The organism is Phenylobacterium sp. RIFCSPHIGHO2_01_FULL_69_31 (assembly GCF_001824475.1).
Taxonomy (GTDB): domain Bacteria; phylum Pseudomonadota; class Alphaproteobacteria; order Caulobacterales; family Caulobacteraceae; genus Phenylobacterium.
Map to the genome: position 1 here is coordinate 155388 of NZ_MHXN01000039.1, position 22320 is coordinate 177707.

Consider the following 22320-nt stretch of genomic DNA (forward strand, 5'->3'; position numbering starts at 1 on the left):
TCTCCCCGGCTAAGACCGGGGCCTGGGAGAGACCGATGCGCCTGCTGATCTACGAACCTTCCTTCCGCCGCATCGAGGCGCAGATCGCCGAGCTCGGCCCTGCCGTCGAGCCGCTGCTCGTGACGACCTCGGGCGAGGTGACGTCGAACGGCGCCGTGCTGGACGCCGAGAGCGTCGACGCGGACGCGGCCTGGACCAATGCCGACGTCTTCTTCAGCCCCGTGGCCCGGGCCTTCATGGTCGCCATGCTGAAGTCGCCGGGCCTGAAATGGGTGCAGAGCGGGGCGGCGGGGTTCGACAATCCGGTCTTTGGCCAGATCGTCCAGAAGGGCGCGACGCTGACCACCAGCCACGGCCAGGCGGTGGGCATGGCGGACTACGTGATGTGGGGCGTACTCGACGCCCTCCAGGGCGGGGCCCAGCGGCGCGCCGCCCAGGCCGCCCATGAATGGAAGCGCGAACCGTTCCGCGAGGTCGCCGGATCGAACTGGACGATCGTGGGCTTCGGCGCCATCGGGAAGGGCGTGGCCGACCGCGCCCGGGCCTTCGGCGCACACATCACCGGCGTGCGCCGCAACCCCGCCGCCGACCCCTCGGCCGACCGCATCGCGGCCCAGGGCGACCTCCCAGGCCTCCTGCCGGCCGCCGACGTCGTGGTCCTCGCCTGCCCGCTGACCGCCGAGACGCGCCACATAGCCGACGCGGCGTTCTTCGGCGCCATGAAGTCCGGCGCGATCTTCGTGAACGTGGGCCGCGGCGGGCTGGTCGACGAGCCTGCGCTGCTGGCGGCCCTGGACCGGGGCGTCCCCGAGCATGCTGTCCTCGACGTCTTCGAGACCGAGCCGTTGCCTGTCGAGAGCCGCTTCTGGGACCATCCGCGCGTGACGCTGACCCCCCACTCGTCGGGCATGAGTTCGGGCAACGCCCTACGCAACGACGCCCTCTTCCTCGACAACCTCGGCCGCTTCGTCCGCGGCGAACCGCTCCGCAACGTCGCGGATCCGAAGGACGTCCTGGCGGGGTGAGTATCGCTCCTCCCCTGTCGCGAAGACGACGGGGGAGGTGGATCGACGCGTCCCGCGGCGAGACGGAGGGGGCGCTCGGCCCCAAGCTCCGCGCTGGCGTCCTTGCGCCCTTTCCGTCAGCTTCGCTGACACCTCCCCCGCTTCGCAGGGGAGGAGCGCTTTAGTCCGTCCAGAGGTCCTGCTGGTCGCCCTTGCGGTTCAGCATGCGGACGGCGCGTTTGATCACGGTCAGCAGACGTTCCTGCCGCGCGGCCTGGTCGTAGGTCATCGAGCCCTTGGCCATGCCCTCCAGCAGGAAGCGGCCCAGGTCCCGGCTGGTCTGGAAGCGTGGATCGGCCCCGGCCTGCATCATCGCCCCGATGCGGTCGCCGCCCAGCTGGGCGTGGTCGAAGGCGCTGCGGGCCGAGGCCAGGCGTTCGCTCAGCATCGGGTCGGTGCGCGCCGCGGCTTCCAGCTCGGCGAAGGCCACGAACGGCGTTTCGCGCAGCAGGGCCCAGTAGACGTCGATGGCGTGCTCGGAGGCGTCGACGCCCGGCGCCGGCGGGGTCGAGGCCGCCTGTTCGAACAGGCGGGCGCGGTGCAGCTCGATGTGGGCCACCGCCGCCTCGATCAGCTCCTCGCGGGTCGCGAAGTGATAGAGCATGGCGCCGCGGGTCAGCATCGCCGCATCGGCGATCACCGCATTGGTCGCCGCGTGATAGCCGATCTCGGCGAACAGCCGCATCGCGGCATCCAGGATGCGGGCGCGCGTGCGCAGCGACTTCGGCGTCGCCTTCGCTGGATAGGTAGAGGCGTCCATCGGACCCAACTCGCAGCGGCCCCCCCAGGGCCTGCACTCGCCAGACCTCTAGCCATATGGGGGCCGCGCGTGCCAGATCATACGTGGCCATAGCGCGCATTGGACGCGCAATGTTCGCCGATTGGGCGCCGGGTCGTCGACATTGCTGCATTGTGGGGTAACGGCGGCATGCGTTGACTTCCCGCTCGAACCCATGACAGTGCGGCTGTCATGAAACCCCCCCTGCCGAACCTTCGGGACCGCCAGCGTGAGGAGACCCGCGAACAGATCCTGCGCGCCGTAGGCGATCAGCTCGAAAGCCGGTCGCTCGAGGATCTGAACTTCGCCGAAATCGCCCGCGACGCTGGCGTCGGCGAGCGCACGGTCTATCGCCACTTCCCCACCAAGGAAGCGCTACTGGGCGCCTTCTGGGCCTGGCTGCAGAGCGAGGCGTTTCGCCAGCAGCCCGACCGGCCGAGGCCCCAGAGCACCGACCGGCGCATCCGCGAAGCCATAACCGCTCCCCGCGACGCCCTGCGGCCGATGCGGATCCTCGTCGCCACCGACGCCTGGGAGCCCCAGGTGAACGGCGTGGTCCGGACCCTGACCCGCGTGGTGCAGGAGCTGCAGGCCATGGGCCACGTGGTCGAGGTGATCCACCCCGGCCAGTTCAAGACTTTTCCCCTGCCCACCTATGCCGAGATCAAGGTGGCGATAGGCGTCTACGAGCCGGTGCAGGAGCTGTTCAAGGCGTTTGAGCCCGAGGCGATCCACATCGCCACCGAAGGGCCGATCGGCCTTGCCGCACGGCGCATCTGCGTGGAGTGGAAGCTGCCCTTCACCACCAGCTATCACACGCGGTTCCCGGAATACGTCTCGGCGCGCCTGCCTTTGCCGCTGGCGGCCGGCTACGCCTACATGAAGTGGTTCCACAAGCCGTCGGGCCGGCTGATGGTGGCCACGCCCACCATGCGCGAGGAGCTGTCGAACCACGGATTCCGCAACATCTCGGCCTGGTCGCGCGGCGTGGACACCGAGCACTTCCGCCCCCGCGGCGAGGGCGATCCCGACATCTTCGCCGACCTGCCCAAGCCGGTGTTCCTCTATGTGGGCCGGGTGGCCGTGGAGAAGAACATCGAGGCGTTCCTGGCCCTGGACCTGCCCGGTTCCAAGGTCGTCGTGGGCCCGGGGCCCCAGCTCGAGGAGCTGCAGGAGAAATACCCGAACGTGGTGTTCAAGGGCTCCCGGTCTGGCAAGGAGCTGGCCGACCACTATGCCTGCGCCGACGTCTTCGTCTTCCCCTCGCTCACCGACACCTTCGGCCTGGTGATCCTGGAGGCCATGGCCACCGGCACGCCCGTGGCGGCCTATCCCGCGCCGGGCCCCATCGACCTGATCCCCGGCTCGGGGGCGGGGGTGCTGGCGCTCACCGCCACGGAGGGCCTGCGCGAGGCCTGCCTGCAGTGCCTGGACCTGGACCGCAAGAAGGTCCGCGCCTTCGCCGAGAAGTTCTCCTGGCGGGCCTGCGCCGAGGACTTCGTGAAGAACCTGCAACCCTATCCCGAACCCGAGAAGACCCGGTTCTGGCGGCGCCTGCGCCGGCTGGCGCGCGTGCGCCGCCGCCGGCCGGAAGCGGCCTGACCTCCGCAACTCGTGACACTTTTATGACAATGTGATTGGCGCACGCCGAAACCCCGCGTAAACCGCCCGGCTCTAAGGCGGCAGGCCGCCGATTCGAGGGGAGTTTCACGACGCCGATGGGCAAGAAGCGCGACAGGTTGCGACCGGAGCCCGACCGGGAGCCGCGCACCCAGTACGCCGCCTTGCCCTGGCGCAAGCGCGACGACGGCGCCGTGGAAATGCTGCTCATCACGTCGCGGGAAAGTCGGCGCTGGGTGATCCCGAAGGGCTGGCCGATGAAGGACATGGCTCCGGAAGACGCCGCCGCGCAAGAGGCCTACGAAGAGGCCGGCGTCACCGGCAAGGCGAACCACAAGTCGCTGGGAGTCTATCACTACGACAAGCGCCTGCGCTCAGGCCGTCTGCAGCACGTGCGGGTGATGGTTTACCCACTCGAAGTGCGGAAGGTGAGCGACATCTGGCCCGAGATGGTCGAGCGGGAGCGGCTGTGGTCGTCCCCGGCCGAAGCCGCCAGCCTGGTCGACGAGCCGGAGCTGCGGACCCTGCTGGCGAAGTTCGGCGCCTAGAGCAGGCGGCTGCGGATCGCCTGGCTCAGCATGTCGATCAGGCTGACCGCCACGATGATCACCACGACGATGGCCGCGGTGTTCGAATAGGCGAAGGCGTTCAGGCTGTCGAAGAGCACCTGGCCGATGCCGCCGGCGCCGATCAGGCCCAGCACCGTGGCGCTGCGGCTGTTGGATTCGAACCGGTACAGCGCATAGCTGGTCCACAGGGGCGCCACCTGGGGGATCACGCCCCAGACGATCTCGTGCAGCTTGTGGCCGCCGGTGGCGCGGACGCCCTCGACCGGCCCACGGTCGATGGACTCCACCGCCTCGGAAAACAGCTTGGCCAGCACGCCCGACGTGCCGATAGCCAGGGCCATCACGCCTGCGAACGGCCCGGGACCCACGGCGACCAGAAAGATCATGCCGATCACCAGGTCCGGGACCGAGCGGACGATGTCGAGGAACCGCCGGACGGGAATCTGGATGAAGGCCGGCGTGATGTTGCGCGAGGCCAGCAGGCCAAGGGGCGCAGCCGCCAGGATGGCGATGGTGGTGCCCCACAGCGCCATCTGGACCGTGAGCCACATCATCGAGACGTAGAGCCGCCACTGGGTGAAGTCGGGCTTGATGAAGCCCCGACCCAGCTCCTGCATGTTGCCCGAGTTCGTGAACAGCAGCGGGAACTTGCTGAGCTCGGCCGGCCGGAAGGCGATGGCCAGCAGGACGATCAGGCCACCCCACAGGACCAGGTCGGGCGCCCGCTGCGCGAGGCTGCGTTTCGGGGCGGGCGGAACCGCGGACGAGACGCTCATTGGGCGGGCGCCGGCGCCGGGACGGGTTCGAGCGCGCGCGTGCGGGCCGCTTCGGCGCTGACCTTTTCGAACTCGGCCTGGGCCTTGGCGATCCGGGCCTGGTCGCCCGACCGCTTGGCGGTGGCAAGCGCCTCGCTGGCCTCCATCTCGCGCACGGGGTCGAGGTAGGAATTGTCGGCCGGCCGGAAGCCGCCGTAGGCCAGGCCCTTCAGCACCTCGCGCTGCTTAGCGGCCTTCTCGTCGGTGCCGGTGCCGTAGGTGAGGAAGAACTGGCGGATCTTTTCCTTCAGGGCCGGATCCAGGTCCTTGCGCACCACGATCGAGCTCTCGGGCAGCGGCGGCGAGGACCAGATCGTCTCCACCTTGGCGGCCAGCTCAGGGCTCTGCCGGGCGAAGAAGATCATGCCGACGCTGTTGTTGGTCGCCACGTCCACGACCCCGTTGGCCACCGAGAAGGCGTTGGCCTGGTGGCTGGCCGAGCGCACCGACTTGAAGCACTTGTTCGGCTCGATGCCCTTGGGCGTGAAGAGGTAGGTCATCGGCGCCAGGGTGCCCGAGGTCGACTGGGTGTCGCCCAGGCCGAACGACAGGGACTTGTCGCACTTCAGCACCTTGTCGAGGGTGATGCCGCTGCCCTTACGCACGATCAGCACGGACTTGTAGGTGGCGTCGCCGCCGGCATCGACCACGCGGCCCAGCACCTCGGCGTCGGCGCGCCGCACCGCCTGCAGCGCCGGAGACGCCGAGAACCAGCCCATCTGCACCTGGTTGAAGCGCATGGCCTCCACCAGCGAGGTGTAGTTGGTGGCGAAATAGGGCTTCACCTTCATGCCGATCTGTTCGGACATGTCGGCCAGCAGGGGCGCCCAGAGCGGCTCCATGGACGTCTGGTTCTCGGCCGAAAGGATCGAGAAGGTCAGCTCCGTGAGCTTTCCGTCCTCGGTCTTCTTTTCCGCGGGCTCGCCGCACGCGGCGAGGGCCAGGGCGGCGGCGCTCAGGGTGAGGATGAGGGTGCGGCGGATCATGTGGGCGCTCCTTCCCAGAAGACGTCCTCGAATTCGGGGCCGTAAATGTCGATGAGTTGTTCGCGCTTCAGGCCGCCGGAGGGGCCGTCGTAGACGACCTTGCCGGCCTTCAGCGCCACCACGCGATCGCAATAGCGCAGCGCGTAGTCCACCTGGTGCAGGGTGACGAGGACCGTCAGGCCGTCGTTCTTGTTGAGCTCGCGCAGGATTTCCATCACCCGGCGCGCGGACACAGGGTCCAGCGAGGCGACCGGCTCGTCGGCCAGGATGATCTTGGCCTTCTGCACCAGGGCGCGCGCGATGGCGCCCCGCTGCTGCTGGCCGCCCGACAGGGTGTTGGCCCGCTGGGTGGCGTAGTCGGACACGCCGAACCGATGCAGGGCCGACATGGCCGACTGCTTGGTCTCGGCCGGCCAGAGGCCCAGCGCGGCCTGCCAGAAGTTGATCCGGCCCAGCGAGCCCAGCGCCACGTTGGTGAACAGGCTGAGCCGGCCCACCAGGTTGAACTGCTGGAAGATCATCCCGATCCGGGTGCGCGTCTTGCGCACGTTCGAATCGATCCGGCCGTCCTTCTGGACCGGGCCGCCGAAGGCCACGATCTCGCCGGGACCGGCGTCGATGGTCTGGAGGGCGCTGATGGAGCGCAGGAGGGTGGATTTCCCCGACCCGGAGGGCCCGATGAGGGCGATCATCTCGCCCTTCGTAGCTTCCAGCGACACCCCATCGAGGGCGCGGCGCTGGCCGAAGGTCTTGGAGACGTTCCGTATCGACAGAACGGCGGCGTCAGGCATGAGGGTTTTCGGAGCTTTCCCGTAGTAGCCCGGCTTCATGGCACGGCCGGCCCCATCGGGTCTACCGCGCGAAGCCGTCGCACACACGAAGACTTTACACGCGGGTCCAAAGTCCCTAAATGCGCGCCTTCCGGCGGACCCGATGTCCTCAAAAGCGCTGCTAACGCCGGTCTGGGTTCAACAATCCGTTGGGGGTTGCGTGAGGTGCAGACGTACCATACGCCCCTGGACCTGGTCCGTGAGCGGTCCCCGGAGCGTCCTGTCGCCTTTGCGCGGCCGGGCGTGGTGGCCGTAGCGGCGCGCTGGTTCCAGGATAAGTTTCAAGGCGACGTTTTCTACGCTGTGAAGGCGAACCCTTCGCCGTGGGTCATCGAGGCCCTGGTGAAGGCCGGCGTGAATTCGTTCGATGTGGCGTCGGTCCCCGAGATCGAACTGGTTCACCGGTTCGCTCCGGGCGCGCGCATGGCGTTCATGCACCCGGTGAAGAGCCGCAAGGCCATCGCCGAGGCGTACCACCGCTATGGCGTGAAGACGTTCTCCTTCGACACGCACGAGGAGCTGCAGAAGATCCTCGAGGCGACCGACGGCGCCAACGACCTGACGCTGATCGTCCGCCTGGCGGTCACGGCGGAAGGCGCGTCCTACTCGCTCTCCGGCAAGTTCGGCGTCGACGCGCACGAGGCTCCCTCGCTGCTGCTCGCCGCCCGGCGCGCCACCCAGGGCAAGATGGGCGTCTCCTTCCACGTGGGCAGCCAGTGCATGCGGCCGACCGCCTACCAGGCGGCCATGGCCCAGGCGAACCGCGCCATCGTGCGCGCCGGCGTCATGGTCGACATCGTGGACGTAGGCGGCGGCTTCCCGTCGGTCTATCCGGGCATGGTTCCGCCCGACATGGCCGACTACGCCGACAGCATCCATCGCGGCTTCGCCGAGATGAGCGTCCATGAGACGACCGAGCTGTGGTGCGAACCCGGCCGGGCGCTGGTGGCCGAGGCCTCCTCGATCCTGACCAAGGTGGAGCTCAAGAAGGGCGACGCGCTGTACCTCAACGACGGCAGCTACGGCTCGCTGTTCGATGCGGCGCACGTGAAGTGGCCCTTTCCGGTGAAGCTGTACCGCGGCGAAGGCGACGAGGCGCACGAGGTGGACGGGCCGCTGAAGCCCTTCCGCTTCTATGGTCCCACCTGCGACAGCCTCGACCACATGCCGGGCCCGTTCTGGCTGCCGGAAGACATCCGCGAGGGCGACTACGTCGAGATCGGGATGCTGGGCGCCTATGGCGTGGCCATGAACACCCGCTTCAACGGCTTCGGCGACGCCGAGACCGTCGAGGTGTCGGATGCCCCCATGGCCTCGATGTTCGGCCTCGCCGGCCGCAACATCCGCCTGCCGCGCGAGCAGCAGGAGGACGAGCGCAGCAAGGTCGTCCGCCTGTCGCGTCCGAAGGGCCGCGCCGGAAAGAGCCGCCGCAAGCGGTAACAACTGACGCTTTCGAAGTGTTATAGGCGCGGCCGGTCGCTCCGTCCCGGTCGCGCCTTTCTGTTTTCCGACGGGCGATCACCCTCAGAAGGGAACTTCAGAAGATGAACGCTCCGGCGAACACCAACCGCAAGGCCGAGCTGCTGGCCAACACCGTCGAACACGTGGCGATCGACCAGTACGACGCCCGCCCCGTCATCGACGCCATGCGCAAGATGAGCTTCACCAGCCGCGACACCGCGCGCGCCGCCGACATCTGGTCGATGTCGCTGGAGGACGCCGAGTGCTCGACCTGGCTGACCCTGGCCGGGTCCACCTCGGCCGGTGGCTGCATGCACATCTACCGCGACATGGTGAAGTACGGGATGATCGACGCGATCGTCGCGACGGGCGCCTCCATCGTCGACATGGATTTCTTCGAAGCCCTCGGCTTCAAGCACTACCAGGCCGACTCCACCGTCGATGACCGTGAGCTGCGCGAGATGTACATCGACCGCATCTACGACACCTACATCGACGAGGAAGAGCTCCAGAACTGCGACGGCACGATCTACGAGCTGTGCGAACTGCTGGAGCCGCGCCCCTACTCCAGCCGCGAGTTCATCCACGAGATGGGCAAGTGGCTGGCCGCGGGCAACGCCAAGAAGCCCGACAGCCTGGTCGAGGTCGCCTATCGCGAAGGCGTGCCGATCTTCTGCCCGGCGTTCGTGGACTCTTCAGCCGGCTTCGGCCTGGTGAAGCACCAGGTCGAGCGGATGAAGGCGGGCAAGCCCTACCTCACCATCGACGCCGTGGCCGATTTCCGCGAGCTGACCGAGATCAAGCTGAAGGCCGGCGCGACCGGCCTCTTCATGGTCGGCGGCGGCGTGCCGAAGAACTTCGCGCAGGACACCGTGGTCTGCGCCGAGATCCTCGGCCACGAGGTGGACATGCACAAATACGCCGTCCAGATCACCGTGGCCGACGTGCGCGACGGCGCCTGCTCGTCCTCAACCCTCAAGGAGGCCTGCTCCTGGGGCAAGGTGGACGTGACCTGGGAGCAGATGGTGTTCGCGGAGGCCACCACCGTGGTCCCGCTGATCGCCTCGGACGCCTGGCATCGCGGCGCCCACAAGAACCGCAAGAAGCGCCGCTGGGCGGACCTGTTCGCGAAGTAGGATGCGGCGGCCGGGGAGCGATCCCCGGCCGTTTTCCTATGGCGGTTGAATCCGCCGCCCCGCTCTGCGACACCGGTTGGACCAGCTTGGGAGGGCGCGATGCGGTTGAGGCTACTGGTGACGTCGGTCTGCGCCGTGGGGCTGCTGGGCGCCGGTGAGGCGCCGAAGACGCCGCCGAAAGCGCCGCCCCCCGTCTCGATCACGCCCTACCTGACCCCCGAAGACCTCGACACCTACAAGGTCCTGCCGCCAGCGCCCGTGGCCGGCACGACCCGCTACGAGGCCGACCGCACCATCTATCTCCAGACCCGCAAGCTGGAGGGCACGCCGCGCTGGGAGATGGCCAAGGCCGACGACAATTCCGTCGGCATCCTGAAGACCATGAGCTGCGCCCTGGGGGCCGAACTCACCCCGCAGAACGCGCCCAAGACCTATGCTCTCTTCGCCCGGGTCGGCCGCGACGCCAGCGCGACCACGAACCGGCCCAAGGACATCTACAAGCGCCAGCGGCCCTACCTGATCGACGACGGGAACATCTGCATCGCCAAGTCGGACGCCCTGGCGAGAAGCCCCGACTACCCCTCCGGCCACAACACCTGGGGCTGGGCGGTCGGCCTGCTGCTGGCCGAGATCGCCCCGGACCGGGCCACCCCGATCATGTCGCGGGCCCGCGCGTACGGCGAGAGCCGCCTCGTCTGCGGCGTGCACAACCTCAACTCGGTCTACATGGGCTGGGCCAACGGCTCGATGATGGTCGCGGCCCTGCACGGCAAGCCCGAGTTCCGCAAAGATCTGGAGGCCGTCCGCAAGGAGGTGGCCGCCGCCCGCAAGACCGCCCCAGCGCTCGACGCCGCCAAGTGCGCCGCCGAGGCCGAGATCGTGGCCCAGAACCCCTACTGATCCTCAGCGCCCGCCTTCGGACAGGTGGAAGACCGCCGCCTGTCCCGCCAGCGCGCCGCCCAGCAGGATGTCGCCCGGCCGGCTCGCGTCGGCCGCGGTGACGTAGATGTTCGAGCCGGAATCCAGCAGCGTCGGGGCGGACGGCGCCCCCCTTCGGTCCAGCGTCACCACGAGGCCGGAGAAGGTGCTGGTGAAGGGCAGGACGGCGTAGGGGTTCGCCCGGGCCGCCGCCGCCACGTCGGGACGGCGCAGGGTCACCACGTTCTCCTTGCTGGCGGCCACGAACGTCCGGCCTCCCGGCAGGGCGGCCAGCGCCCGCACGTCCGAAGCGCCCAGGCTGTCGTCGCGGTAGAGCGCCCGGGTCTCCAGGCGGGGCGTGGCCGACAGCACCGTCGCCCGGCCCTCCTGCCCGCAGGCGTCCCAACTGGAGCCCCCCAGCAGAACCGTCCCGTCCGCCTGGCCCAGCGCCGTGACCACGCCCAGGCCCCGGATCTCCCGCGCCGCCTTGCGCGCGCCCGTCCGGCCATCGCGAAGCTCCAGCCAGGTCACCCGTTCGGTGAGGCAGTAGGGGGTGTCGTAATCGTCCGGCGGCGTGGGCGGCCGGTCCAGCGGCGGCGCCTGGTTCGTCGTGTAGGTCACCAGCAGGTCGCCGCCCATCGGCGTGACGGTCGCGTCCGAGAGCTTGAAACCCGGCGGCGCCTCGACCGTGAACAGGGGCTGGGCCGCGAGCGCCTTCGTCAGTTCAAACACATGCAGGCGCCCGCCGCCGGCCTCGGGCGCGTCCCGCAGATTCAGCTCCCCGACCGCGATCACCGCGGCATCGCCGCCCACCGCCGAGCCGCCCAGGATGAAGGCGTCGACCTTCGCCAGGCCCACCCCCTGCCAGGACCCGGCTACCGCGCCGTTCTCATAGGCCTGCACCACCGGCACGTACCGGCCGGCGGGGCCGAGGCGATAGCCGCCGACGAGGCGTCGTCCGTCCAACTCCACGCCGAAGCGGGACGCCCCACCGGCCCGGTCGTCCTGGCGCCAGATCTCCGCCCCCTCGGCCGTGGCGAGACGCACCGCCGCACCATGCCGGCCCCGCACATCGGCGTCGGAGATGAACTGCGTGGCCACGCCCGCCGAGGTGCGCTCGATATCCAGGACCTCCCCGCCCGCGCGGGTCAGCACCTCCACCGCCCGGAGCGACTTGGCCGGCGGCGCAGCCCGAACCGCCGGACCGCCGTCGCCGAGAACCACGAAGGGCGCCCAGAAGCGCGGATGTAGGTAGGCCCGCTCGGGTGGGGCGGCCAGGAACCGCCGCTGCGCGTGGGCCAGGGCGTCGGCGGGCCCGACGCCCTCCGCCCGCAGGTCGCCGAACAGGTCCGTCACCACGCGCTTTCCCGCTTCCGAGTTCACCGGCCAAAGCGTCGCCAGGGTCGCCGGCACGCCCGCCACGGCAAAGGCGGAGGCCAGGGCCGGCAGGTCCTGGGCGAACTGGCTCAGGTCGAAGTTCGCGGTGTTGCAGGCCGATAGCGCCACGAACGCGGCGCGCAGGTTCATGTCGGCGATTTCCGACGCGGTCAGCAGCCCATCGTCGGCGGGATCCGACGCGTCCACGGGCGTCAGCACCAGGGCCGGCTCGGACAGGCCTTGCAGGTCCTCCCTTATGAGGCCGTGGGTGGCGAACGACAGGTGGCGGTAGGCGCCCACCATCTCGCCGCGCAGGCCGCGCTCCGTCGCGGCGTCCTGGACGAGGACCCGAGCCGCCCGGAAGCCCTTGGCCGAGGCTTCCAGCTCGTCCTTGGTCTCAGGCAGGGGCGCCAGCGCATCGAGGCGCGTCCCCCGCAGCAGCAGCCTGGCCGGATCCTCGCCGGCCTTCGGGCGAAGCACCGGGTCGCCCAGGCCCAGGAAGTCGAAATCGGCAGACACGCCGCGCGCCGTCCGCGCCGCCAGGATCGCCTCGGCCGAACCGGCGTAGCTGATGGCGTGGCGGCGGACCAGCCAGTCGGCGGCGGCCAGGTCGTAGCCGCCCGCGACCTTCGGCGGCAGGGCGGAGAGCAGCGCCGACAACGGTAGGGCCGAGCCCGCCACGCCGGAGAGCCACACGATCCGGTCGCCGGGCTTCAGGCAGCTCTCGAACGGGCGGATCATCGCATCGTACAGCCGCACCGACGCCTCCGCCGGGAACTGGATGTCGAGCCGCTCGGACGGCGCATGGGTGGCGGTCAGGGCCGCCTGCACCAGGCGGGTGTCCAGCCGCACGCGCATGGGATCGCCGGCCGCGACGCTGTAGGTCGCCGCATCCTTGCGCACGCACATGTAGGCGAAGCCGCCGACCGTGGGCGCCATGGCCAACACGGCCTCGCCCGGCGACAGCGCCGCCTGCAGCCGCGCCAGCGGCGCCAGCCCGGGCTCGCGCCGCACCCCCGCCTTGGCCGCCTCGGCGTCGGCCCGGGCGATGCGGACGTCGAAGTCGCGGATCAGCAGCCGGGTCGCCGCATCGTGACTCAGCAGACCCCGCCCCGGCGTGGCCTCCGCAGCGGCCTCCAGCACCTTCTGGATCTGCTCCCGCTCCAGCCGGTCGCGGCGCGCGCGCAGTCGCAACGCCTGGTGCGCCGTCCGCCGCCCCATCTCGTCCCGCGCCTGGCTGAGCTGGGCCAGGGCGTCGGCGTCGAAGGTGTGGCCGCTGCGGCCCGCGATCTGCATCAGGTCGAAGGCGACTTCGGCGTCAAGACGGCCATCGCTTCCGATCTCGGCCAGTGTGATCGAGACCAGAAGCTGGTCCAGGGCGTCCGGCTTGCGCCAGGCCGCCTGCCGCAGGCGCTCGCCCAGGGCGACCATCTCGACCCGCCGCCTAGGACCAGGCTCCAGCGCCAGCGCGACGCTGGCCTGGCGATAGGCGGCGAACGTGGCGACGCTTCCGGGCGCCGGCTTGAACCCCAGCGGCCGGGACAGCGCCTGCGCCGCCACCGGGTCCGCCTGTCCGCCCAGGGTCGCGACCAGGCTCCGCACGACAAGATATGTGACCTCGTCAGGCGTCCCCGGCGCGCGGGCGCCGGCGCCATGGAGCGCCGCGTCGGGATGCTCCGCCAGGGCCGCGCGGGCGCAGTCCAGGTCACCCAGTCCGGCGCAGACCGCCGCCCGTTGGCTCAGCGCGCGGGCCAGCAGCCGGCGGCGAACCGGCGGCTCGGCTTCGAGCGTCCGCAGCGCTGTCGTGGCCGTCTCCAACACCCCGGCCGCGCCCTTCAGGTCGCCCAACCGCTCGAGCAGGCTGGCTTCGGTCAGGCGGTAGGCGATGGTCTCAGGGCTGGCCCCGGGCAGCAGGCGGGCGAGCGCCGGGCCCCCCGCGCGGTAGAGGCCCCAGGCGCGTTCGGTTCGGTCCGTCTCCACCAGGATCGCCAGCGTCCCGGCCACGGTGGTCGCGAGGAGCATGGGCGCGGCCTCGGGCCGATCGACGGAGGCGACCAGCGAGAGGGTTCGGTCAAGCACCCCATCCAGCGCCGCCGCCTCGCCGCGCGCCTGCAAGCTCTTCGCGGCGAGGAGCTGGTGGCGGAGATAGGCTGCCCCGTCGGCCGAGCGTGGCGCCACGGCCTCGCTCGCCATCGAAGGCTGAGCGAGGCCACAGAACACGCTTGTGGCGAGAAGCCATCCGGCTAGGCTCCGCCGCACGAAACAGTGCCGGGGGACTAGCGTCATGAAATGGCTCCACCTGGGCGCGATTCTCGCGTCCCTCTCGATCGCATCATACGGATCGGCCCAGGCGCAGGAAGGACGGCTCGGCGCCGCTGTTCGGACCGGGGCCGGGGGCGCGGCGAAGGGCAAGCTGCCCGCCGGCGCGCCGGACAGCCCGGCGACGGGAGGGCTCGCCTACGGCAAGGCGCTGGACCGCCTGAAGGCCGACGGCCAGGCGGCCACCCGCGGCGCGACCGAGACCCGTGTCTATGCGCAGGCCTCCCCCGCCGTGGTCATGGTTCTCGCCAAGGACGGCTTCGGCTCCGGCGTCCTGATCGGCGCCGACGGCAAGATCGTCACCAACCTGCACGTGGTGGAAGATGCCGACGAGGTGGGCGTGGTCTTCAAGCCCGCCGTGGAGGGCGCCGCCCTGGGCAAGTCCGATGTCCGCCGCGCCAAGGTGCTGCGGCGCGACGAGGTGGCGGACCTGGCCCTGATCCAGGTGGAGGAGGTTCCCGCCGGGGTGAAGCCGCTGGCCATCGGCAATTCCACCACCGTCCAGGTGGGCGCCGACGTGCACGCCATCGGCCATCCCACCGGCGAGGCCTGGACCTATACCCGTGGCATCGTCAGCCAGATCCGCCGCGCCTACGCCTGGTCCACCGAGGACAAGATCCCGCACGAGGCCACGGTCATCCAGACCCAGACCCCGATCAATCCCGGCAACTCGGGCGGCCCGTTGCTGGACGACGACCTCAACGTCCTGGGGATCAACAGCTTCGTCGGCGAGGGCGAGGGCCTGAACTTCGCGGTCTCGGCCGAGGACGTGAAGTCGTTCCTGGCCCGCACCCAGGACCGCGTCTCGCGCCCGGCCGCAAAGGCCGCCGCCGAGACCTGCGAGCGTCAGGTTCTGGAGGAGGGGCGCACCGATGACCCCAAGGGCAAGGAGTTCCTGGTCGACGACAACTGCGACGGTGAGGCCGACTTCCTGCTGATGATCCCGGACAGCAAGCGCAGCCCGATCGTGTGGCTGTTCGACGAGGACGGCGACGGCAAGTACGACACCGGCTTCTACGACCACGGACACGACGGGCAGTACGATGTCGCCCTCTACGATACCGATGCTGACGGCGAGCCCGACATGCGGGGCGACTTCCGCAAGGGCGAGGACGAGCCCTACCGCTGGGAGAAGATCAAGAAGTAGGGCGAGGCGTCAGATCCCCGCGTACCACTCGTAGCCGCGGTCGGGCCAGAAGCCGCCCTGGCCGCGGCCGATGCCGTCCAGCGAGGCGACGGCCTCGATCCGCATGACGTACTTGGCGTGCTTGTAACCCAGCTGGCGCTCGACCCGCAGGCGCAGCGGGTAGCCGTGCCGGACCGGCAGGGTCGCATCGTTCATCTGGTAGGCGAGGATCGTCTGCGGATGGTAGGCGTCGATCAGGTCGATGCTCTCGTAGTACTTGCCCGCCCCGTCCGTGGCCGACGGGTCCAGGGTGTCGGCGCAATGGAAGACGATGTAGCGCGCCTCCGGCTTCAGCTTCGCCCGGTCCAGCAGGGCCGACAGCCGCGCCCCCTTCCACTTGCCGATGGAGGACCAGCCTTCCACGCAATCGTGCCGGGTGATCTGGGTCCGCGAAGGCGCGGCCCGCACGTCGGCGAGCGTCAGAGACAACGGCTGGTCCACGAGGCCGCCCACCTGCAGCCGATAGCTGGCGAAGTTCTCGGCCAGCAGGGCCACATATTCGGGGTCCTGCGGCCGCAGGGTGCCATTGGCCTTGAAGTCGGCGGAGATGTCCGCCGGGGCGAACTCGCGGGCCAGGGCGTTCCGATCCGTGATCAGGCGCTGGGCCCGCTCGGTCCATTTTTCGGCCACCTTCAGCATGCCGTTGAAGGTGGAGTTGGCGACCAGCCGGTCGCAGCCGGCAAGCCAAAGGCCGGCGAGGCTTGCGCCCACGCCCGAAAGCCAGCGGCGGCGATCCAGGCTCATGCGCGGTCTCCGTCGGCGCCCGTCGCCTCGATGGCATACCGCCCGGTGATCATCGAGCGCATGTTGTTCCAGAAGCCCGAAACCACCACCAGCACCAGGTGGACCGCAACGAAGAGCACGATCCCCGTGGCCGCCAGGAAGTGGATCGTCCGCGCCGACTGGCGGCCTCCGAACAGGTCGATGAGCCCCGGCAGGGTCGCGTTGAACCCCGGCGACATGGAAAGCCCGGTCGCCACCATCAGCGGCAGCAGGACGACGATCACCAGGAGGTAGGTCAGCTTCTGGATGACGTTGTAGCTGCGTGCGGGCTCGCCCTTGGGGAACCGCAGGCGGGCGTGCGTGACGATCTCATGCAGGATGTGGCCGGGCCGAAGCTGTGCTCGGCTCGGCAGCAGGTCTTTGGCGATGTGGCCGCGAGCCAGGCCCCACAGCCAGTAGACCAGTCCGTTGATCACGAAGAGCCAGGCGAAGAAGAAGTGCCACCGCCGCCCGTCGGCCAGCGAGCGGTAGCTGGGGATCGTCGCCCAGGCCGGGAAGCCGCGCTGCTCGCGGGCGCCCTCCGCGCCGGACCAGCCGAACAGGCCCGTGGTGTCGAACCGCAGGTCGCCGACCGTGGTGATCCCGCGCGGCTCGCCGCCCACCTCCACCTTCTTCATTGAGACCCAGGGCTCGGCGAAGGTGGACGCAGCGCCCCAGTAGAGCGCCGGGTGCGCGTTGAAGATCTGCAGGCCGCTCATCAGCAGCAGGCTGACGGCCAGCACGTTCAGCCAGTGGGTGATCCGCGTCACGCCGGAATGCCGGCAGATCATCACCTTGGCGGGCTTATCGGCCATGGGCTCCTCCGCTGGGGACTGTGACGCGGGTCGGCCCGTTACGCGAGGGCCGGAACGATACCGGCCCGGGGCGCGCTCTTTCTTTTGACGACATGTGATGGAGCTTCGCCATGGGCGCAGAGAAACCCGCAAACGATGACAAGATTCAGTCCGAAGGCCGCAAGGCCAATGCCGCCCAGCCGCTGAACGCCGCCGAGCCGAACGCCGGGGCCGAACGCTACCCGCCCACCAGTCGCGACGACGGCGTCGAGGCGCCGGCCGGCGAGCGCCGGAGCTTCGACGCCGGCGGCAACCCACAGCCACGCCAGGGCGCCGGAGACGGCGGCCCGCCGCCATCGGCGACCGAGGGACGCCTGGGCCCCGGCGGCGATCCGGTGGAGGGCAAACGCTAGCCGAACCCGCCGAACCCGCTAAGCTCCCGGCCGCACAGCGGGGGGAGTTCGGCGTGACGGCAGTGGAAGTGTGGCGTGGCGGCGTGGCCAGCTGGGAATGCGACCAGATGGGCCACCTGAACGTCGGCTTCTACGTGGCCAAGTCCATGGAGGCGCTGGCCGGCGTCGCCGCCGAACTGGGCATGCCGGGCGCCTTCGCGGCCAACGCCGAGGCAACGCTGGTGGTCCGCGAACAGCACATCCGCTTCCTGCGCGAAGCCCGGCCCGGCGCGCCGCTGCACATCACCGGCGGTGTGCTAGAGATGGGCGAGACCGACGCCCGCATCATGCTGCTGATGCACCACCAATCGGGGGAGCTGGCCGCCAGCTTCCAGACCGTGGTCGCGCACGCCACCGCGCGCGACGGCCGGGCCTTCCCCTGGCCGGACCGCATCCGCGCCCGGGCCGAGACGCTGCAGACGGACGTCCCCGCCAGTGCCGCGCCGCGCTCCATCGGCCTGGCGCCGGTCGAGACGCAGGCCAGCCTCGCCCGCGCCGACCAACTGGGCCTGCCGCGAACTGGCCTCGGCGTCATCGACGCCCGCGACTGCGACGCCTTCGGGCGCATGCGCACCGAGACCTTCATGCACCGGCTGTCGGACGGCATCCCGCACTTCTTCGCCGGGCACCGCCCGGGCGCGGTTGATCCGGACCGGAAGGTTGGGGGCGCGGCCCTGGAATACCGGCTGATCCACCACGCCTGGCCCCGGGCCGGCGATCGGCTGGAGCTGAGGTCCGGCTCCGCGGGGGGCGACCCGCGGTTCCGCCGGCTGGTCCACTGGCTGCTCGACCCCGACACCGGCCGCCCCTGGGGCAGCGCCGAGGCCATCGCCGTCTCCTTCGATCTGGAGACCCGCAAGCTGATCACCCTCTCGGACGCGGAGTTCGCCCGGGTGGAAGCCGACGCGGTGCAGGGGCTGGGACTTTAGGCGGTCATCTCGAGCAGCAGGTCGCGGACCAGCTCGGGCCGTTCCATGGGCAGGAAGTGGCTCGCGCCCGCGATCACCTCGATGCGGAAGCGGCCGGTGGCCTCGAGCTCGGCCTGGCCCTCCTCCAGCCGCGCGGTCGAGCCGTGCTCGGCCCGCAGGATCCGCACCGGGCACTGCGTCGCCCGGAAGGCGGCCCAGGGATCGTAGTTGTGGGTGCGGAAATTCGACGCCTCCCAGGCGGGCGTGCAGGTCAGGGTGACCTGGCCGTCGCCGCTCTCCCGGAAGCCCGCTTCCACATAGTCGGCGAGCTGCTCCGGCCGCCAGCTGCGGAAGGCGCCGCGGCCGGTATAGGCCTCCACCGCCGCCGCCTTGCTCGGGAACAGCGCCCGCCGGCGCAGGGCGCCCTCGGCCAGCGGATTGTCGCCCATGGCGGAAGGCCGCTGGGACGGCGTGAAGACCACCGGGTCGAACAGGGCCAGGCCCTTCACCCGCTCCGGCGCGGCCGCGGCGGCCAGCAGACTGGACGTCCCACCCATGGAATGGCCGGCCAGCACCACCGGCCCCCGGGTCTCCGCAGCCAGCAGGGCCAGCAGGTCGTCCCGGAACTCGTCCCAGCCCGCCCGGCCCTCGACCACGGCGGGAAGCGTGCTCGCCCCGTGGCCGCGCAGGTCGATCGCCAGGATGCGCAGGCGCGCAGCCAGCGGGGCCAGGATGGTGCGATAGGTGCGGCCGTTGAAGCCGTTGGCGTGGGAAAAGACCACGTCTGCCGGGCGCTCCGGCGGACCGAAGTCCAGCACCGCCATCTCGCCGCCCCGCGCCGGCAGCGCCACCCGCCGCGCCCGCGGCTCATACCCGACCATCGCATTCATGCATGCTTCCTATCGCGCTGACGCCGCGAGAGGAAACCCGCTCACGCCGGAACGGGCGCCGCTGGGGGCGCCTCGCCCTGGCGGCGGATGAGCAGCGCCGCGCAGGCGGCGAAGACGGCCAGGAACCCCGCGATGACGAAGGCGGCGGCGTAGCTGCCCTGGACGTCGCGCAACGCGCCGGCGCCGAATGCCGCCGTCGCGGCGCCCACCTGGTGGCCGAAGGCGATCCAGCCGAAGACGATGGGCCCCTCGCGCTCGCCGAAGCTCTCGGTCGCCAGCCGCACCGTGGGCGGCACGGTGGCCAGCCAGTCCAGGCCGTAGAACACGGCGAAGATCGACAGGCTGACCACGTCGAACTGGAGGAACGGAAGCGCCATAAGCGAAAGGCCGCGCAGGCCGTAGTAGACGAACAGCAGCTTGCGCGGATCGTAGCGATCGGTGAGCCATCCCGAGGCGGTGGTGCCCACGATGTCGAACGCGCCCATGGCGGCCAGCAGCGCGCCGGCCTGCACCAGGGCCAGGCCACGGTCGCCGCAGAACGAGATCAGGTGCGTGCCGACGAGGCCGTTGGTGGTGAAGCCGCAGACGAAGAAGGTGGCGAACAGCAGCCAGAAGGCCGGATTGCGGCCCGCCTTCAACAGCACCGACAGCGCCAGCATCACCGCATCCCCCGGCCGCCCGCGCGGCGGGGCCGGCTCGATCTCAGTGGCGCCATAGGCCGGCTGGCCGATGTCGGACGGGCGTTCCGGCATGAGGAACAGCACCAGCGGGACCAGCGCCGCCGCCGCCAGCGACACGGCGATCACCACGGGCCGCCAACCGCCGCTCTCGGCCAGGGCCGCCATGCCGGGCAGGAAGATCAGCGAGCCGGTGGCCGTCGAGGCGCTGAGCAGGCCCATCACCAGGCCGCGCCGGGCGACGAACCAGCGGTTCACCACCGTGGCGCCCATGGCCAGGGCCACCGCGCCGCTGCCGAAGCCCGACAGCACGCCCCAGGTCAGCAGATAGTGCCAGGGCTCGCTCATGAAGAGGCTGAGGGCGGTGGAGCCGCTCATCAGGATGAGGCCGCCCAGAAGGGTGCGCTTGACGCCCAAAGTCTGCATGAGGGCGGCGGCGAACGGGCCGATCAGGCCGTAGAGGAAGATGCCGATGGCCGCGGCGGCCGAGAGCTCGGCCCGCTCCCAGCCGAAGGCGTCGTGCAGCGGCGTCAGCAGCACGCCGGGCGCAGAGCGCAGGCCGGCCGCCGCCAGCAGGCTCAAGAACGTGACCGCAGCCACGACCCAGGCGTAGTTCTGGCCGAAGGGCCGGCGGCGTGCTATGTTCATGTAACTGACCGGTACGGAAAATTCGAGACCACTTCCAATACGTACCGGTCTGTAACGTTGTCAAGGCTCGTCATGACCCAGCCCTCCACACCCAAGGCTGCGAAGCCGAAGCCCGCCAAGGACGCGCCGCGCGAGCCCAAGGCCGCCGAGCGCATCCTGACCACCGCGGGCGAACTCTTCTACCGCGAAGGCACCAGGGCCATCGGCGTGGACGAGATCGTCTCGCGCGCGGGGGCCACCAAGCCGACACTCTACCGGGCGTTTCCCTCAAAGGATCATCTCATCGCCGCCTATCTCGAGGGCCAGGGTGAAGGCTTCTGGACCTATTTCGAGGCCGCCGCCGGCAAGCATCCCGGCGATCCGAAGGCGCAGATCCTGGCCTTCTTCGACGAACTGGGCGAGCGGGCGACCCGGCCCGGCTACCGCGGCTGCGCGCTCACCAACGCGGCGGTCGAATATCCCGCCGCCGACCATCCGGGCCGGCTGGTCTCGGTGGAGCACAAGCAGGGCCTGCGCGAGCGCCTGCGCCAAATGACCAAGGCCATGGACGCCCGGAAGCCCAAGAAGCTGGCCGACGCGCTGCTGCTGCTGATCGAGGGCGTCTATGTGTCCAGCCAGCTCTTCGGGCCGGATGGCCCCGCCGCCGCAGCCAAGGGGGCGGCCCAGGCGTTGATCGAGGCGCACACCCGCCCGGAACCCGAGTGACATGGCCTTTCCGCTCGCCACCATCGGCTACGAATCCGCCCCTCAGGCGAAGGTGATCGACGCGCTGAAGGCCGCGGGCGTCGAGGTGCTGATCGACGTACGCGCCGTGGCCGCCTCGCGCCGCGCCGGCTTTTCCAAGGGCCTACTGTCGTCCAGCCTGCAGGACGCGGGCATCGAATATGTCCACTTGCGCGCCCTGGGCACGCCCAAGGAGGGGCGGATGGCCGCGCGCAAGGGCCGGACCGCCGAGATGCGCCAGATCTTCGAGGCTCACCTGGCCGAGCCCGCGGCCCAGCTCCAGCTCGCCCAGGCCGTCGAGATCGCCAAGGAACGCAAGGCGGCCCTCCTCTGCTACGAGGCCGACCACCGCGGCTGCCACCGCTCCATCGTGGTGGAGCGGATGCTCGAGGCGGCCGACTTCCAGGTCGAGAACCTCGCCCCCTCTACGCTGTAAACGAGGCCCTGGCCTTCCCCAGCGTCGTCGCGCGATGATCGGGCAGCCAAGGGAGGACGCCATGAACGCGCCGGCCGCCATCGACATCACCACCACCGACTGGACCTGTTTCGACGTCACCATCGAGAACCACGTCGCCCACATCCGCCTGAAGCGCCCCGAGGCCATGAACACCATGGTCCGCGCCTTCTGGAACGAGCTGCCGCAAATTGTGCGCGACATCGACGAGAACGCCCGCGCCCGCTGCATCGTGATCTCGTCGACCGGCAAGCACTTCTGCGCCGGGATGGACCTGGCCGTGTTCGGCGGCGGCGGGTCCACCGCCTCGGCCGCGGCGCCGGACAGCGCGATCAACGCCGAGGCCATGCGCTACCACGTGAAGATGCTGCAGGACGCCTTCTCCTGCCTGGACGAGGCCCGCATGCCGGTGATCGCCGCGATCCAGGGCGGCTGCGTCGGCGGGGCGGTGGACATGACCAGCGCCTGCGACATCCGTTACTGCACGGCCGACGCCTTCTTCGTGATCCAGGAGATCAACATCGGCATGACCGCCGACGTCGGCACCTTCCCCCGCCTCTGCAAGCTGATCCCCGAAGGCTGGGTGCGCGAACTGGCCTACACCGGCCGCCGCTTGCCGGCGCAGCGGGCGCGCGAGATCGGGCTGGTGAACGAGGTGTTCGACACCCACGAGCAAGTGGTCGACCACGCCCTGGCCACCGCGCGGGAGATCGCGTCCAAGGCGCCGCTGGCGGTGACCGGCTCGAAGGTGATGATCAACTACGCCCGCGACCACACCATCAAGGACGGCCTGGACTACATCGCCGTCTGGCAGACCAGCATGTTCTCGGGCCCCCACATGGCCGAAGCCTTCAAGGCCAAGGCCGAAAAGCGCGAGGCCAACTTCCCCGACCTCGCCCCCCTCCGTAAAGAGATGTGAGCCGATAGCTCCTCCCCCGCACAGCGGGGGAGGG

The 22320-nt window shown here is 70.2% G+C and carries 21 protein-coding genes and 1 pseudogene; 13 read left to right on the plus strand and 9 right to left on the minus strand.

Translation table 11 applies throughout. From position 1 onward, the window contains the following. The first annotated feature begins 35 nt into the window (after positions 1-35). Positions 36-1025 carry a D-2-hydroxyacid dehydrogenase gene (locus A2790_RS21245; protein ID WP_293396094.1) on the plus strand — a complete coding sequence of 330 codons (990 nt, stop codon included), beginning with the start codon at positions 36-38 and terminating at the stop codon, positions 1023-1025. Between the two features lie 160 nt (positions 1026-1185). On the opposite strand, the gene A2790_RS21250 is transcribed toward A2790_RS21245, so the two are convergent. Further along, positions 1186-1824 carry a TetR/AcrR family transcriptional regulator gene (locus A2790_RS21250; RefSeq protein WP_293396097.1) on the minus strand — a complete coding sequence of 213 codons (639 nt, stop codon included), beginning with the start codon at positions 1822-1824 and terminating at the stop codon, positions 1186-1188. Between the two features lie 210 nt (positions 1825-2034). Here A2790_RS21250 and A2790_RS21255 point away from each other — a divergent pair. The 3 genes and pseudogenes from A2790_RS21255 to A2790_RS21265 all read left to right on the plus strand — a co-directional run. Beyond that, positions 2035-2217 (plus strand): annotated as a pseudogene (locus tag A2790_RS21255) (helix-turn-helix domain-containing protein); the annotation flags it as partial. Between the two features lie 129 nt (positions 2218-2346). Continuing rightward, the gene (locus A2790_RS21260; RefSeq protein ID WP_293396157.1) at positions 2347-3444 is read left to right on the plus strand and encodes a glycosyltransferase family 1 protein; all 1098 of its coding nucleotides are present in this window, start codon (positions 2347-2349) and stop codon (positions 3442-3444) included. Between the two features lie 116 nt (positions 3445-3560). Beyond that, entirely contained in the window at positions 3561-4010 is a 450-nt protein-coding gene (locus A2790_RS21265) for an NUDIX hydrolase (RefSeq protein ID WP_293396100.1), read from the plus strand. Here the strand turns inward: A2790_RS21265 and phnE are convergent. The 3 genes from phnE to phnC are packed head-to-tail and all read right to left on the minus strand — an operon-like array spanning position 4007 to position 6623. After that, the gene (gene phnE / locus A2790_RS21270) at positions 4007-4807 is read right to left on the minus strand and encodes a phosphonate ABC transporter, permease protein PhnE (protein ID WP_068878538.1); all 801 of its coding nucleotides are present in this window, start codon (positions 4805-4807) and stop codon (positions 4007-4009) included. The two genes, A2790_RS21265 and phnE, sit on opposite strands and share 4 nt — an antisense overlap. Further along, the gene (phnD, locus tag A2790_RS21275) at positions 4804-5832 is read right to left on the minus strand and encodes a phosphate/phosphite/phosphonate ABC transporter substrate-binding protein (RefSeq protein ID WP_293396104.1); all 1029 of its coding nucleotides are present in this window, start codon (positions 5830-5832) and stop codon (positions 4804-4806) included. Before phnD ends, phnE begins: the two co-directional genes overlap by 4 nt. Continuing rightward, on the minus strand, positions 5829-6623 hold the full coding sequence (gene phnC, locus A2790_RS21280) for a phosphonate ABC transporter ATP-binding protein (protein WP_293396107.1): 795 nt from the start codon (positions 6621-6623) through the stop codon (positions 5829-5831). Before phnC ends, phnD begins: the two co-directional genes overlap by 4 nt. A gap of 204 nt (positions 6624-6827) precedes the next feature. Between phnC and A2790_RS21285 the strand changes: the two genes are divergently transcribed. The 3 genes from A2790_RS21285 (at position 6828) to A2790_RS21295 (ending at position 10159) form a co-directional block, all read left to right on the plus strand. Next, positions 6828-8102: a type III PLP-dependent enzyme gene (locus tag A2790_RS21285; protein ID WP_293396110.1), complete on the plus strand. Its 1275-nt coding sequence runs from the start codon at positions 6828-6830 to the stop codon at positions 8100-8102. Between the two features lie 104 nt (positions 8103-8206). Then, positions 8207-9259 (plus strand): deoxyhypusine synthase, encoded by a 1053-nt coding sequence (locus A2790_RS21290; RefSeq protein ID WP_068878535.1) that lies wholly within the window; start codon positions 8207-8209, stop codon positions 9257-9259. A 99-nt stretch (positions 9260-9358) separates the two neighbouring features. After that, positions 9359-10159 (plus strand): phosphatase PAP2 family protein, encoded by an 801-nt coding sequence (locus A2790_RS21295; protein WP_293396116.1) that lies wholly within the window; start codon positions 9359-9361, stop codon positions 10157-10159. 3 nt (positions 10160-10162) lie between these two features. On the opposite strand, the gene A2790_RS21300 is transcribed toward A2790_RS21295, so the two are convergent. Then, positions 10163-13747, minus strand: coding sequence for a CHAT domain-containing protein (locus A2790_RS21300; protein ID WP_293396119.1), 3585 nt, complete (start codon positions 13745-13747; stop codon positions 10163-10165). A 91-nt stretch (positions 13748-13838) separates the two neighbouring features. Here A2790_RS21300 and A2790_RS21305 point away from each other — a divergent pair, with 91 nt between their 5' ends. Further along, positions 13839-15020, plus strand: a complete 1182-nt coding sequence (locus tag A2790_RS21305) for a S1C family serine protease (protein WP_293396122.1) — start codon at positions 13839-13841, stop codon at positions 15018-15020. A gap of 9 nt (positions 15021-15029) precedes the next feature. On the opposite strand, the gene A2790_RS21310 is transcribed toward A2790_RS21305, so the two are convergent. Then, the gene (locus A2790_RS21310) at positions 15030-15803 is read right to left on the minus strand and encodes a molybdopterin-binding protein (protein WP_293396125.1); all 774 of its coding nucleotides are present in this window, start codon (positions 15801-15803) and stop codon (positions 15030-15032) included. Next, positions 15800-16636, minus strand: a complete 837-nt coding sequence (locus tag A2790_RS21315; protein WP_293396128.1) for a cytochrome b/b6 domain-containing protein — start codon at positions 16634-16636, stop codon at positions 15800-15802. Before A2790_RS21315 ends, A2790_RS21310 begins: the two co-directional genes overlap by 4 nt. Before the next feature lie 110 nt (positions 16637-16746). On the opposite strand from A2790_RS21315, the gene A2790_RS21320 reads away from it, so the two are divergent. Both A2790_RS21320 and A2790_RS21325 read left to right on the plus strand, forming a co-directional pair. Further along, the gene (locus tag A2790_RS21320) at positions 16747-17028 is read left to right on the plus strand and encodes a hypothetical protein (protein WP_293396131.1); all 282 of its coding nucleotides are present in this window, start codon (positions 16747-16749) and stop codon (positions 17026-17028) included. 53 nt (positions 17029-17081) lie between these two features. Beyond that, positions 17082-17996 (plus strand): thioesterase family protein, encoded by a 915-nt coding sequence (locus A2790_RS21325; RefSeq protein ID WP_293396134.1) that lies wholly within the window; start codon positions 17082-17084, stop codon positions 17994-17996. Here A2790_RS21325 and A2790_RS21330 read toward each other — a convergent pair. Beyond that, positions 17993-18865, minus strand: coding sequence for an alpha/beta hydrolase (locus tag A2790_RS21330; protein WP_293396137.1), 873 nt, complete (start codon positions 18863-18865; stop codon positions 17993-17995). The two genes, A2790_RS21325 and A2790_RS21330, sit on opposite strands and share 4 nt — an antisense overlap. A 41-nt stretch (positions 18866-18906) precedes the next feature. Next, complete coding sequence (locus A2790_RS21335; RefSeq protein WP_293396140.1) at positions 18907-20190, minus strand: MFS transporter; 1284 nt, start codon at positions 20188-20190, stop codon at positions 18907-18909. A 72-nt stretch (positions 20191-20262) separates the two neighbouring features. Here A2790_RS21335 and A2790_RS21340 point away from each other — a divergent pair, with 72 nt between their 5' ends. The 3 genes from A2790_RS21340 (at position 20263) to A2790_RS21350 (ending at position 22286) form a co-directional block, all read left to right on the plus strand. Beyond that, a complete protein-coding gene (locus A2790_RS21340; RefSeq protein WP_293396143.1) occupies positions 20263-20895 on the plus strand; it encodes a TetR/AcrR family transcriptional regulator in 633 nt (210 codons plus the stop codon). Between the two features lies 1 nt (position 20896). Further along, entirely contained in the window at positions 20897-21349 is a 453-nt protein-coding gene (locus tag A2790_RS21345) for a DUF488 domain-containing protein (RefSeq protein ID WP_293396146.1), read from the plus strand. Positions 21350-21410: 61 nt separating this feature from the next. Continuing rightward, complete coding sequence (locus tag A2790_RS21350) at positions 21411-22286, plus strand: crotonase/enoyl-CoA hydratase family protein (RefSeq protein ID WP_293396148.1); 876 nt, start codon at positions 21411-21413, stop codon at positions 22284-22286. The last annotated feature ends 34 nt before the right edge of the window (positions 22287-22320 follow it).

What these genes read in the sequence shown, in the direction of transcription:
- A2790_RS21320 (WP_293396131.1), top strand. Translation starts at nt 16,747, where the DNA reads ATGGGCGCAGAGAAACCCGCAAACGATGACAAGATTCAGTCCGAAGGC.
- A2790_RS21335 (WP_293396140.1), bottom strand. Translation starts at nt 20,190, where the DNA reads ATGAACATAGCACGCCGCCGGCCCTTCGGCCAGAACTACGCCTGGGTC.
- phnC (WP_293396107.1), bottom strand. Translation starts at nt 6,623, where the DNA reads ATGCCTGACGCCGCCGTTCTGTCGATACGGAACGTCTCCAAGACCTTC.
- A2790_RS21295 (WP_293396116.1), top strand. Translation starts at nt 9,359, where the DNA reads ATGCGGTTGAGGCTACTGGTGACGTCGGTCTGCGCCGTGGGGCTGCTG.
- A2790_RS21305 (WP_293396122.1), top strand. Translation starts at nt 13,839, where the DNA reads ATGAAATGGCTCCACCTGGGCGCGATTCTCGCGTCCCTCTCGATCGCA.
- A2790_RS21340 (WP_293396143.1), top strand. Translation starts at nt 20,263, where the DNA reads ATGACCCAGCCCTCCACACCCAAGGCTGCGAAGCCGAAGCCCGCCAAG.
- A2790_RS21300 (WP_293396119.1), bottom strand. Translation starts at nt 13,747, where the DNA reads ATGGCGAGCGAGGCCGTGGCGCCACGCTCGGCCGACGGGGCAGCCTAT.
- A2790_RS21265 (WP_293396100.1), top strand. Translation starts at nt 3,561, where the DNA reads ATGGGCAAGAAGCGCGACAGGTTGCGACCGGAGCCCGACCGGGAGCCG.
- A2790_RS21345 (WP_293396146.1), top strand. Translation starts at nt 20,897, where the DNA reads ATGGCCTTTCCGCTCGCCACCATCGGCTACGAATCCGCCCCTCAGGCG.
- A2790_RS21260 (WP_293396157.1), top strand. Translation starts at nt 2,347, where the DNA reads ATGCGGATCCTCGTCGCCACCGACGCCTGGGAGCCCCAGGTGAACGGC.
- A2790_RS21330 (WP_293396137.1), bottom strand. Translation starts at nt 18,865, where the DNA reads ATGAATGCGATGGTCGGGTATGAGCCGCGGGCGCGGCGGGTGGCGCTG.
- phnD (WP_293396104.1), bottom strand. Translation starts at nt 5,832, where the DNA reads ATGATCCGCCGCACCCTCATCCTCACCCTGAGCGCCGCCGCCCTGGCC.
- A2790_RS21290 (WP_068878535.1), top strand. Translation starts at nt 8,207, where the DNA reads ATGAACGCTCCGGCGAACACCAACCGCAAGGCCGAGCTGCTGGCCAAC.
- A2790_RS21350 (WP_293396148.1), top strand. Translation starts at nt 21,411, where the DNA reads ATGAACGCGCCGGCCGCCATCGACATCACCACCACCGACTGGACCTGT.
- A2790_RS21250 (WP_293396097.1), bottom strand. Translation starts at nt 1,824, where the DNA reads ATGGACGCCTCTACCTATCCAGCGAAGGCGACGCCGAAGTCGCTGCGC.
- phnE (WP_068878538.1), bottom strand. Translation starts at nt 4,807, where the DNA reads ATGAGCGTCTCGTCCGCGGTTCCGCCCGCCCCGAAACGCAGCCTCGCG.
- A2790_RS21315 (WP_293396128.1), bottom strand. Translation starts at nt 16,636, where the DNA reads ATGGCCGATAAGCCCGCCAAGGTGATGATCTGCCGGCATTCCGGCGTG.
- A2790_RS21245 (WP_293396094.1), top strand. Translation starts at nt 36, where the DNA reads ATGCGCCTGCTGATCTACGAACCTTCCTTCCGCCGCATCGAGGCGCAG.
- A2790_RS21310 (WP_293396125.1), bottom strand. Translation starts at nt 15,803, where the DNA reads ATGAGCCTGGATCGCCGCCGCTGGCTTTCGGGCGTGGGCGCAAGCCTC.